Origin of the sequence: Klebsiella sp. Lac1 (assembly GCF_009825425.1) — a bacterium.
Classification (GTDB): domain Bacteria; phylum Pseudomonadota; class Gammaproteobacteria; order Enterobacterales; family Enterobacteriaceae; genus Klebsiella; species Klebsiella electrica.
This window is the reverse complement of sequence record NZ_VJZJ01000001.1, coordinates 72337-84454: the sequence shown is the minus strand read 5'-3', so window position 1 is coordinate 84454 and position 12118 is coordinate 72337. Positions and strand designations below refer to the sequence as shown.

General features: G+C 58.5%; 10 protein-coding genes. 6 read left to right on the top strand and 4 right to left on the bottom strand.

From position 1 onward, the window contains the following. The first annotated feature begins 375 nt into the window (after positions 1–375). Together hemB and FNY10_RS00345 are read left to right on the top strand one after the other, a co-directional pair. Positions 376–1350: a porphobilinogen synthase gene (gene hemB, locus FNY10_RS00350; protein WP_141965241.1), complete on the top strand. Its 975-nt coding sequence runs from the start codon at positions 376–378 to the stop codon at positions 1348–1350. Between the two features lie 540 nt (positions 1351–1890). Continuing rightward, a complete protein-coding gene (locus FNY10_RS00345) occupies positions 1891–3609 on the top strand; it encodes a lysophospholipid acyltransferase family protein (protein WP_131049928.1) in 1719 nt (572 codons plus the stop codon). Between the two features lie 99 nt (positions 3610–3708). Here the strand turns inward: FNY10_RS00345 and tauD are convergent, their stop codons facing one another. From tauD to tauA, 4 genes are read right to left on the bottom strand one after another with little or no spacing between them, the layout of a single operon-like run. Beyond that, positions 3709–4560 (bottom strand): taurine dioxygenase, encoded by an 852-nt coding sequence (gene tauD / locus FNY10_RS00340; protein WP_100683051.1) that lies wholly within the window; start codon positions 4558–4560, stop codon positions 3709–3711. After that, on the bottom strand, positions 4557–5384 hold the full coding sequence (gene tauC, locus FNY10_RS00335) for a taurine ABC transporter permease TauC (protein WP_160702227.1): 828 nt from the start codon (positions 5382–5384) through the stop codon (positions 4557–4559). Before tauC ends, tauD begins: the two co-directional genes overlap by 4 nt. Then, complete coding sequence (gene tauB / locus FNY10_RS00330) at positions 5381–6148, bottom strand: taurine ABC transporter ATP-binding subunit (protein WP_141965242.1); 768 nt, start codon at positions 6146–6148, stop codon at positions 5381–5383. Before tauB ends, tauC begins: the two co-directional genes overlap by 4 nt. A gap of 10 nt (positions 6149–6158) precedes the next feature. Next, positions 6159–7121, bottom strand: a complete 963-nt coding sequence (gene tauA, locus FNY10_RS00325) for a taurine ABC transporter substrate-binding protein (protein ID WP_160702229.1) — start codon at positions 7119–7121, stop codon at positions 6159–6161. A gap of 316 nt (positions 7122–7437) precedes the next feature. On the opposite strand from tauA, the gene FNY10_RS00320 reads away from it, so the two are divergent. The 4 genes from FNY10_RS00320 to FNY10_RS00305 are packed head-to-tail and all read left to right on the top strand — an operon-like array spanning position 7438 to position 12025. Next, a complete protein-coding gene (locus FNY10_RS00320) occupies positions 7438–8067 on the top strand; it encodes a response regulator transcription factor (RefSeq protein ID WP_100683047.1) in 630 nt (209 codons plus the stop codon). Further along, the gene (locus tag FNY10_RS00315; RefSeq protein ID WP_141965243.1) at positions 8067–9608 is read left to right on the top strand and encodes an MASE1 domain-containing protein; all 1542 of its coding nucleotides are present in this window, start codon (positions 8067–8069) and stop codon (positions 9606–9608) included. The genes FNY10_RS00320 and FNY10_RS00315 overlap by 1 nt, the downstream gene beginning before the upstream one ends. 60 nt (positions 9609–9668) lie before the next feature. Then, positions 9669–10994 (top strand): MFS transporter family glucose-6-phosphate receptor UhpC, encoded by a 1326-nt coding sequence (gene uhpC / locus FNY10_RS00310; RefSeq protein WP_227521261.1) that lies wholly within the window; start codon positions 9669–9671, stop codon positions 10992–10994. Beyond that, complete coding sequence (locus FNY10_RS00305) at positions 10994–12025, top strand: ABC transporter substrate-binding protein (protein ID WP_131049932.1); 1032 nt, start codon at positions 10994–10996, stop codon at positions 12023–12025. Before uhpC ends, FNY10_RS00305 begins: the two co-directional genes overlap by 1 nt. Positions 12026–12118: the final 93 nt, after the last annotated feature.

Here is a 12118-nt window from a genome sequence, read left to right as displayed (position 1 = left end):
CTAAAGTCCGAAACCGGACAATGGCCTCATGATACAAGTCGTTAGTTTAGAAAAGAAAATAAAAAATTTCAGTAAATTAAAGGGGAGCAGACATATCATACAACAAGTGAATATTTAAACCTAAAACAAAATTCCAATGAATAAATTAAAAGCAGATTCTATCTTCGTCAACAATCAATAAATTCATCAATAGTTAATACATACCAAAAATAAAAACATCATCTGCAAATATATTTAACGCTATCACACACAGTAGCTTCACACTCTCATTATCCCTTCCTTCTGCACAGGCAGCTTTTGAGCCACTTTCGTAAAACACCCGTACGCAAATTCAGGTATACTGCGCGCTTTCATTTCACAAAATCAGGCAAACACATGACAGATTTAATCACTCGCCCCCGCCGTTTGCGTCAATCCGCCGCGCTGCGCGCCATGTTTGAAGAGACAACACTGAGTTTGAATGACCTCGTGTTGCCGATCTTTGTTGAAGAAGAAATCGACGATTACAAAACCATTGACGCGATGCCAGGCGTGATGCGAATTCCCGAGAGATACCTGGCCCGTGAAATCGAACGTATCGCCAACGCCGGTATTCGTTCGGTCATGACCTTTGGTATTTCCCATCACACCGATGCCATCGGCAGCGATACCTGGAACGAGAACGGCCTTGTCGCACGCATGTCACGCATCTGTAAGGATACCGTACCGGAGATGATCGTCATGTCCGATACCTGTTTTTGCGAATACACCTCGCACGGTCACTGCGGCGTGCTCTGCGAACACGGCGTGGACAACGATGCAACCCTGGAAAATCTTGGCAAGCAGGCGGTAGTTGCCGCCGCTGCTGGCGCCGACTTTATTGCGCCTTCCGCCGCAATGGATGGCCAGGTGCAGGCGATTCGCCAGGCGCTCGACGCCGCCGGTTTTACGCAGACGGCCATCATGTCCTACTCCACCAAATTTGCTTCTTCGTTTTACGGCCCGTTCCGCGAAGCCGCCGGTACCGCGCTGAAAGGCGATCGTAAAACCTATCAGATGAGCCCGATGAATCGCCGCGAAGCGATTCGTGAGTCGCTGCTGGATGAAGCTCAGGGCGCAGATTGCCTGATGGTCAAACCCGCCGGCCCATACCTTGATATCCTGCGCGACCTGCGCGAGCGTACCAACCTGCCGCTGGGGGCTTATCAGGTGAGCGGCGAATACGCGATGATTAAATTTGCCGCCCAGGCGGGGGCTATTGATGAAGAGAAAGTGGTGCTGGAAAGCCTCGGCGCTATCAAACGCGCTGGTGCCGATCTGATCTTCAGCTACTTCGCCCTCGATCTGGCCGAAAAGAAAATCCTGCGTTAATTCCCTGCCATTCCCCCGGTGGCGCTACGCTTACCGGGGCTACGACCTGCTCCGGTAGCCCTGTAGCCCGGGTCAGGCGCCAGCCGCAGCCCGGGACAGCTCCGGCATTTAAATACGGCTCCTGACTTCCCCCGGTGGCGCTGCGCTTACCGGGGCTACGGCCTGCTCCGGTAGTCCTGTAGCCCGGGTCAGGCGTCAGCCGCAACCCGGGACTGCTCCGGCATTTAAATACGGCTCCTGTCTTCCCCCCGGTTGCGCTGCGCTTAGCGGGGCTACGACCTGCTCCGGTAGCCCTGTAGCCCGGGTCAGGCGTCAGCCGCAACCCGGGACAGCTCCGGTATTTAAATACGGCTCCAGACTTCCCCCGGTGGCGCTGCGCTTACCGGGGTTACGGCCTGCTCCGGTAGCCCCGTAGCCCGGGTCAGGCGTCAGCCGCAACCCGGGGACATGAACTCGCGCCAATCCCAAATCTTCACTCAACTGTAATCTGAGCGACATCTGCACCTTCTACTGTCAGGGCAGGACGGAGGAGGAAGCGCTATGTTTAGTCTCGACAATGTACTCGACGACCTGTGGCCTCAGGCGAGGCCTGCACCCTGGCAAAAAAAACTACTCAAAAAATTACTTCATGAGGAAGAGTTTCAACAATTTGCCGCTCGCCATCGCCACCTGAAAGGGCTTGATACGGTCGAACAGGTGCTTGAACATCTCAATATCCGCTGCGCTATTCCGGCGCACGATCTGGAACAAATCCCTGAACACGGTCCGCTGGTGATCGTCGCTAACCATCCCACCGGCACGCTTGATGGCCTTGCGCTACTCTATGCCGTTTCCCGCGTACGCCGCGATGTCAAGGTCGTGACTAACCGCCTGTTGACTCATCTTGAACCGTTGAGCTCGCTGTTTATTCCCGTCGATAATATCAACGGCCGTACCGCCAAAGCCGCGCTGCAACAGATGGATCTCCAGTTGCAAAACGGCGGCGTGCTGATCTTTTTCCCGGCAGGGGAAGTCTCACGCCTGACGCGCCGCGGCATCCGCGATAAAAAATGGCACTCTGGCTTTATTAAACTGGCGGCCAAATACCGCGCCCCGCTCCTGCCGGCGTGGATCCGCGCGCACAACAGCGCGCTGTTTTACGCCAGTACTCTGGTTTCAGAAAACCTCCCCCTGCTCCTGCTGATGCAGCAAATGTTCCGCCGTCGCAACAGCAGCCTGCCGGTCAATATTGGTCAACAGATTGCCTGGTCAAGCTGGTTCGACCCTCAGAGCTCTTCTCGCGAGCTGACTGAGCGTTGCTATCGCCACCTGGAGCAATTCGGCAAGGGGCTTGCGGGGGTATTCAAAACCGAAAGCGCAATTGCGCGCCCCGAGGATCGCGCCCTGCTTAAACGCGAACTCAACCAGGCGGAGTGTCTCGGGCGCACGGCAGATGGCAAAATCATCTACCTGTGGCAGCGCAGCGGTCAGGAAGATGCGCCGCTGCTGCGTGAGCTGGGTCGCCTGCGCGAATTTGCCTTTCGCGCAGTCGGTGAAGGCAGCGGCAAACGCCGCGACATCGACGGGTATGATGACGATTACCTGCACCTGATTCTGTGGGACGAAGAGGACCTGGAAATCGTCGGCGCCTATCGCTTTATGCCCACCGCCATGCAGCTGGAAAAACGCGGTCTGGAAGGTATCTACAGCTATAGTCTGTTCCACTACGACGAGCGCATGGATGATATTCTTAAGCACGGCATCGAGCTCGGGCGCAGCTTTATTCAGCCGCGCTACTGGGGACGTCGCGGTCTGGACTATCTGTGGTCGGGCATCGGCGCCTGGCTGGCGCGGTATCCGCACTACCGCTATCTGTTCGGTCCGGTATCCATTTCCGGTGGCCTGCCGCCCGCGGCGCGCGATCTGCTGGTGGCTTTCTATCGCCTGTGGTTCCCGGCGACCCATTCGTTAGCAAAGTCTCGTCGCCCTTATCCGGCCTCACTCCCCGATGTGCTGGCGCAGTTTGGTGGCGAGGATTACAACGATGACTTAGCCAGACTGAAATCCCTGCTCGGCAACCTCGGTTGTGCGATTCCGCCGCTGTATAAGCAGTATTCTGAAGTGTGCGAACCGGGCGGCGTGCAGTTTATCGATTTCGGCAGCGACCCGGATTTCAACAATTGCGTCGATGGTCTGGTGCTGGTGGATTTGACCTATCTGAAGGCCAATCGCTATCAGCGCTATATTGGCACCCATTTAGACGCGCCAAAATCGGCATAAAAGCCTCTTCCCGGAGGCGGCGCGTTGCGTTTGCCCGGTAACTTGCTCATTTCCCGGCTTGCGGCGCATTGCGCCTTAGCCGGGTACAGGCGATAAAAATTACCCCGCCCGGTAATACGGCTTATCCCCCAGAATCGTCGCCCGGTGCATAATCCTGCGCTGCGGCAGGTAATCCGCATTCGCATAATGCTGCGTCACGCGGTTATCCCAAATCGCCACGTCGTTCGGCTGCCAGCGCCAGCGCACCTGAAACTCCGGCTTCGTGACGTGGGCAAACAGGAAACTGAGCAGCGTCGCGCTCTCTTTTTCCGTCACGTCGACAATGCGGGTGGTGAACCCTTCGTTAACAAACAGCGCCTGCTTGCCGGTCACCGGATGAGTCCGCACCACCGGATGCAGCAGCGGCGGGTTTTTCACGACCGCCTCCTGCCAGCGCTGATGCTCCTCTTCGCTTTTGCGGTATTTATACTCCTGGAACGATTTACGGAAATCATGTTCCGCCCGCAGGCCGCCTAGCAGCTGGCGAAAGGGTTCAGAGAGCGCCTCATACGCCGCAACACCGCTGGTCCACAGGGTATCGCCGCCGGTTGCAGGCAGCTCTTTTGCCGCCAGGATCGCCCCGGCGGGCGGCGTCTCGATAAAGGTGACATCGGTGTGCCAGTTATCGTTATCCGGCGGATTATCGTCGTGGGTATCGAGAACGATAATCTCATCCACGCCCGGCGCATGGGGATAAACCGGATGAATATGCAGGTCGCCAAAACGCAGGGCGAGATCCCGCTGCTGCCGGGGGGTGATATTCTGCTCGCGCAGGAACACCACCTGATGGCGCAGCACCGCGTGATACAGCTGCTCAAACTGGTTGTCGCTCAGCGGGCGGGTGATATCGACGCCGGATATCTGCGCGCCAATATATGGCCCCAGCGGGGTAATGCTTAAACGTTCGCTCATTGGACTTCTCCATGCCAGGGCGTCAGGCGACGCTGCAACGCGCGCAGCCCCAGTTCCAGTAAAAAGGCGATGATCGCAATCACCGCGATGCCGGGCAGCACCACATCGGTGGCGAGGAACTCACCGGCGGACTGCACCATAAAACCTAATCCGCGGGTGGCGGCAATCAGTTCGGCAGCCACCAGCGTTGACCAGCCCACCCCCAGCCCGATGCGCAGGCCGGTGAGAATTTCCGGTAATGCACCGGGCAAAATCACCAGCCACAGCACCTGCGCCCGGCTGGCGCCTAAAGATTGCGCGGCGCGAATACGCACCTGCTGGGCGCTTTTCACTCCCGCCAGCGTCGACATCACCACCGGCGCAAAAATCGCGAGATAAATCAGTAAGATTTTGGGCGTTTCGCCAATGCCGAACCAAATGATCACCAGCGGCAGCCACGCCAGCGGCGGCACCGGTCGATACAGTTCGATCAACGGATCGAGAATCCCGCGGATCGTCGGACTCAGGCCCATGGCGATCCCGACCGGTACGCCCAGGATCGTCGCCGCGACCAGAGCGATCGCGATCCGCGCCAGACTCGCCGCCAGATGCTGCCAGAGGGTGGCATCCATAAAGCCCTGCGGACCGGCAATGGCGATCAGTTTCTGTAATACCTGCTGCGGCGGCGGCAGAAACAGCGGGCTAATCAGCTGTAGGGCGGTAACCCCCCACCAGATCGCCAGCAGCACCGCCAGCGTGGCGAAACTCAGCGTCAGCTGGCGGGAGAGCGGCCAGCGCCACTTCAGCGTCCGCGGCTGTGGTTTGTCATGAATCACCACGCTCATGAGAAGGCCTCCCGTTGTTCAAATACCCGGCTCAGGACATATTCACGCTGTGCGATAAATTGCGGGTCCGATTTGATGCTGCGGCAGGGTTCGCCGGCGACAAAGCGGCGGCCAAAATCGAGCGGCAGCCGCTCCAGCACCCGGCCCGGTCCCGGCGACAGCAGCACCAGTTCGGTCGCCATAAATACCGCCTCTTCAATATCATGCGTAATCAGCAGCACCTGCTTGCCGGTCTCGTGCCACAGGGCAAGCAGCAGGGTTTGCATCTGTTCGCGGGTGAAGGCATCCAGCGCGCCAAACGGCTCATCCAGCAACAGCAGCTGCGGGTTTGCCGCCAGCGCACGGGCGATGCCGACCCGCTGGCGCTGGCCGCCGGAGAGCTGCCAGATAAAGCGCTTTTCCGCGCCTTCGAGGCCGACTTTTTTCAGCATCCGCGCCGCGGTTTCCCGGCGGACGGCTTTATCCTCGCCCGCCAGCTGGAGTCCCAGCGCGACGTTATCCTGTACGTTGCGCCACGGCAGCAGCCCTTCATGCTGAAACACCACGCCGCGCTCGGCGCCCGGCCCTTGTACCCGCAGGCCTTCAAGGGTGATGCTGCCGTGCTGATAAGGCACGAATCCGGCAATCAGATTCAGCAGCGTGGTTTTCCCGCAGCCGGAGGGGCCGAGGACCACCAGCAGTTCGCCGCTGTCCAGCGTCAGGTTGATATCCGCCAGCGCTGGTTTGCCGCCGTAGTCGGCGGAAAGATGCGAGATTTGCAGCATCGTGGCCCCCTTACTTCACAAAACGGTCGGTAACGTACTGGCTGTAATCGTTCCCGGCGGCGGGCACTTTGCCCTGTTCTTTAAGAAACTTCGCGGTGTCGATAATGGCTTGATTCACCGGCCCGTTCAGCTCCTGCACCTGCTGGGCGGCGGTCAGATAGGTATTGCCTTTTACCAGCCCCGGAACATCGGCATCCGGCACGCCGCTCAGGCGCGACAGCTTGCTAATATTATCCGCCTGCTTCAGCCACGCATCCGGGTTGGCAATATACGGTTGCTGGGCATCGATAGCGCTTTTGGCAAAGGCTTTCACAATCTCAGGGTGTTTCTCGGCAAAATCTTTGCGTACCACCCAGACATCCAGCGTCGGCGCGCCCCATTCCCCCACCTGGGATGAGTCGGTCAGCACTTTGCCCTCTTTTTCCAGTTCGTTCACTGCCGGCGCCCAGACGTAGGCGCCGTCGATGTCGCCGCGCTGCCAGGCGGCAATAATCGCCGGCGGCTGTAGGTTGATAATCTGCACCTGGCCCGGCTTAATGCCCCAGTGTTTGAGCGCCGACAGCAGACTGTAATGGGTGGTGGAGATAAAAGGGACAGCGATGCGTTTGCCGATCAGGTCTTGCGGTTTGCTGATGCTCTTCTTCACCACCAGCGCTTCAGAGTTGCCAAGCTTTGACGCCAGCAGGAACACTTCAATCGGCACCTGCTGCGTGGCGGCGACCACCAGCGGGCTGGAGCCGAGGTTGCCGATTTGCACATCGCCGGAAGCCAGCGCCCGCACGATGCTTGAACCGCTGTCGAATTTGCGCCAGTCGACGGTGGCGCCGCTCGCTTTGGCAAAGGTGTTATCCGCCTGGGCGACTTTCGCCGGTTCAGCGGAAGTCTGATACGCGACGGTGACGTTGACCGCCTGCGCCTGAAATGCCGCCAGCGCCAGTGTGGCGATAAGTGTGATACGCGATGATAGTGCCATAGTGTCTGCTTCCCATAGTTGTTATGGGTGCAGTATTTCCGGTGCGATACGTTTGATGAAGTAATTAAAAATTCTGGCTAAGAACAAAGCGTTTTTAGAAAAAAAACGGCAATGCTTATACACAAAATCATTCAAGATGCGTCGAGGCGGCAAGGGAACGAATTTGTACAGCCGCAGGCTGCCCTCGCAGAGAGGCAGCCTGAAGGATGACGTGTATTAAGATTTCGTTACATTCGTTACATATCCGCACCTCGAAGATTGCCAGCACAGCGGCGGCAGGCATCATAGGGCCATGATTCAGTAAGAGAGCAGAAACATGATTCGTGTGGTGCTGGTCGATGACCATGTGGTGGTGCGTTCCGGTTTTGCGCAGCTACTCAGCCTCGAAGAGGATCTTGACGTTGTTGGCCAGTTCAGCAGCGCGGCGCAAGCCTGGCCTGCGTTATTGCGCGATGACATCAACGTGGCGGTGATGGATATCGCCATGCCGGATGAAAACGGCCTTAGTTTGCTCAAGCGTCTGCGCGCGCAAAAGCCGCAGTTTCGCGCCATTATTCTCAGCATTTACGACACCCCGACGTTCGTACAGAGCGCGCTTGATGCGGGCGCCAGCGGCTATCTGACCAAGCGCTGCGGACCGGAAGAGTTAGTGCAGGCGGTACGTTCCGTCGGCATGGGCGGCCATTACCTGTGCGCCGATGCACTCAGGGCGTTGCGCGGCGGGCAACAGCCGGCGCAGGTGCTGGAAGTGCTCACCCCGCGCGAGCGCGAAGTGTTTGATTTACTGGTCAAAGGCGACAGCGTAAAAGAGATTGCCTTCCAGCTCGACCTCAGCCACAAAACGGTACATGTTCATCGCGCCAACGTGCTGGGCAAGCTGCAATGCCAAAGCACGATTGAACTGGTGCACTTCGCTCTCGACCATCAGCTGCTGGCAGGGCATTGATGTCGCGCAGCCTTCGCCATGGGGTCATTTCGCTGTTCATCGTCCTGGCCTGGGGTAGCGGCTGGCTGATGCTGTGGACGCTGGGGTTTTACCTGACCCATAGCGGCCAGCAGGCGGCGCTGTTTTTACCGCACGGCGTTTATCTGGCGCTGCTGATCCTGCTTTCGCGCCGCTACTGGCCCGCACTGGTGATCCCCCCTCTGCTGATGCTGCTCTGGCTGCGCGGCGAACAGCTGCTGAACGGCTATATTCTGCTGGCTGCGCCGTTGATTAGCCTGCTCCCTGCCGCTCTCGCCCAACAGTTCTGGCATCGTTTTCCCCTCTACTGGCAGCGGCTGACGCTGCTGCTGGCGACGGTGACCGCAAGTTCGTTAATCAACACGGTCCTGCTCTCGCCGTGGGTCAAAAGCCCGGCGATGATGCTCGGGCTGGCCTCGTTTACCGGCGGCGTACTGCTGACCCCGTTCGTCTATCTGGTTTTTGAATTTCTGCGCCAGCAGCACCGCTATCATCTGCTGGGGCTGGATACTAACAACCCGCCGCTGCGTACCTCGTTAATTATCTGGTGCAGCCTGTTCTTTATCATCGGCATCGGCACCCAAATGGTGCTGTCGCCGGAAATCGAGCGCCTGCTGTTAATTGTGGTGTTTTTGCCAAACGTGGTGATGGCGTGGAAGTTCGGCTGGCAGGGCGGCGTCCTCTCCGGCCTGCTGGGCAGCATGATGATCACCATCGCCCGCCAGGTTGGCGTCGGCTTCAGCAATCTGGTGGAGCTGGAAATTTTCCTGGCGACCCAGGCATTACTGGGGATTGGTCTGGGGATCGCCATCAGCCGCCAGCAGCACCTGGCGCAAAACCTGCACCACTACCGCCAGCGGCTGGAAACGGAGCTGGCGGCGCGACGGGCGCTGGCCGAGAAACTGGTGCATACCGAAGAAGATACGCGCAAGAGTCTGGCGCGCGAACTGCACGACGAAATCGGCCAGAACATCACCGCCATTCAGATCCAGTCGCAGCTGGTGAAACGGGCGCGCGATCCGGCGCAGACTCAGGCCGCCGCCAGCCAGATCAACGATCTCGCCCGCCGGATCCACCACTCTACCCGCCAGCTGTTGCGCCAGCTACGCCCCCCGGCCCTGGACGAACTGTCGTTTAAAGAAGCGTTGCACCATCTGCTCAACGAGTTTGCCTTTGCCGAGCGCGGTATTCGTTGCCAGTTTGACTATCAGCTTACCGCCACGCCCGAAAATGAAACGGTGCGCTTCACTCTCTACCGGTTGTTACAGGAGTTGCTCAACAACGTCTGTAAACACGCCGGAGCCAGCGAGGTGCGGATTGTCCTGCGTCAGCAGGGAGATGTGCTGCATCTGGACGTGACCGACAACGGTGTGGGGATCAGTGCCGACAACATGGCCGGTTTTGGCATTCAGGGGATGCGCGAGCGGGTCAGCGCCCTCGGGGGCGAGCTGACGCTGGAATCGCAGCGCGGGACGCGGGTAATTGTTAACCTGCCCACAAATTTGCAACAAATCACCTTCTGACCAGGAAAAAGTCTTAGCCACTGCGGACTTTCTCTCATCCCCTTTCGAATTCACTTTCTTATAGTCAGCAAAACGGAGACGGCCATGCACGCACGCTCAGCAAGCGACATCACCCAACATTACCGGACGCTGCGTCCACAATTGCTGATGTACATGGTGATCGGCTATGCCGCGTTTTATCTGACGCGTAAAAGCGTCAACTACGTGCTACCGGCGCTGCAAACGGATCTGGGGCTGGATAAAGGCGATATCGGCCTGCTGGGGTCGCTGTTTTACCTGGCCTACGGCCTGTCGAAATTTACCGCCGGGCTGTGGCATGACAGCCACGGGCAGCGCGGGTTTATGGGCGCAGGCCTGTTCGCCACCGGCCTGCTGAACGTGGTGTTCGCCTTTGGCGAGTCGTTACCACTGCTGCTGGCGGTCTGGACGCTGAACGGCTTCTTTCAGGGCTGGGGATGGCCGCCCTGCGCCCGCCTGCTGACCCACTGGTATTCGCGCAACGAACGCGGCTTCTGGTGGGGCTGCTGGAATATGTCTATCAACATTGGCGGGGCGATTATCCCGCTGATTAGCGCCTTTGCCGCCCACTGGTGGGGCTGGCAGGCGGCGATGCTGATGCCAGGGATAATCAGCATGGCTCTGGGAATCTGGTTAACGCTGCAACTGAAAGGCACGCCAGAGGAAGAGGGATTGCCGTCAGTGGGCACCTGGCGTAACGACCCCTTAGAACTGCGTCAGGAGCAGCAAAGCCCGCCGATGGGACTGTGGCAGATGCTGCGTACCACGATGCTGAAGAACTCCATGATCTGGCTGCTGGGCGTCTCTTACGTGCTGGTCTACCTGATCCGTATTGCGCTCAACGACTGGGGCAACATCTGGCTAACCGAGAGCCACGGCGTCAATTTACTCAGCGCCAATGCCACGGTGATGCTGTTTGAAGCGGGCGGCCTGCTTGGCGCGCTGTTCGCCGGTTGGGGGTCGGATCTGCTGTTCAGCGGCCAGCGGGCGCCGATGATTTTGCTGTTCACCCTGGGGCTGATGGTCTCCGTCGCCGCCCTCTGGCTGGCGCCGGTGCATCACTACGCGCTGCTGGCAGTCTGTTTCTTTACGGTGGGCTTCTTCGTTTTTGGCCCGCAAATGCTGATTGGCCTCGCGGCGGTGGAGTGCGGACACAAAGCGGCGGCGGGTTCAATCAGCGGATTTCTCGGCCTGTTCGCCTATCTGGGGGCAGCGCTGGCGGGCTGGCCTCTGTCGCTGGTCATTGAACGCTACGGCTGGTCGGGGATGTTCAGTTTGCTCTCGGTCGCCGCGGTACTGATGGGTTTATTGCTGATGCCGCTGCTGATGGCGAGCATTACTACCTCTGCTGCTCAAAGGATAAAATAATGAAAAAAACTCTGCTCACTACCCTGATAGCTTCCGGCATTGCGCTGGCGACATTAAGCGGCGCGGCGCAGGCCAAAGGTCGTCTGGTGGTCTATTGCAGCGCCACCAACGAAATGTGTGAAGCCGAAACCAAAGCCTTCGGCGAAAAATATGACGTGAAAACCTCGTTTATCCGCAACGGCTCCGGCAGCACGCTGGCGAAAGTCGATGCCGAGAAGAAAAACCCGCAGGCCGATGTCTGGTACGGCGGTACCCTCGATCCGCAGTCCCAGGCCGGTGAAATGGGTCTGCTGCAACCCTATAAGTCGCCCAATCTTGCGCAGGTGATGGCGCAGTTCCGCGATCCGGCGAAGCTGAAAGGCAACTACTCCTCGGCGGTGTACGTCGGCATCCTCGGCTTCGGCGTGAACACCCAGCGTCTGAAAGAGAAAAACCTGCCGGTGCCAAAATGCTGGAAGGATCTGACGAAAGCGGAATACAAAGGCGAAATCCAGATAGCCGACCCGCAAAGCTCCGGCACCGCCTATACCGCGCTGGCGACCTTCGCCCAGCTGTGGGGAGAAGACCAGGCCTTTGATTACCTGAAACAGCTCAACGCCAACGTCTCGCAGTACACCAAATCCGGTATCGCCCCGGCGCGCAACGCCGCCCGTGGTGAAACCGCCATCGGCATCGGCTTCCTGCATGACTACTCGCTGGAAAAAGAACAGGGCGCGCCGCTGGAGCTGATCTCACCGTGCGAAGGCACCGGCTATGAAATTGGCGGCGTCAGCATCCTCAAGGGCGCGCGCAACCTCGACAACGCCAGACTGTTCGTCGACTGGGTGCTGTCAAAAGAGGCCCAGGAGCTGGCGTGGAAAAAGGGCAAATCCTATCAGATCCTGACCAACACCAGCGCCGAAACCTCGCCGAACTCGCTGAAGCTCGACGACCTGAAGCTTATCAACTACGACATGGATAAATACGGCTCAACCGACGTCCGTAAAGCGTTGATCAATAAATGGGTCAGCGAAGTGAAAATGGGTAAATAAGCCCACACCATGACTTCCTGACGTTAAGGTTACGTAGGCCGGGTAAGGCAACGCCGCCACCCGGCAATCATCGTCACCCTGAATGCCGGATGG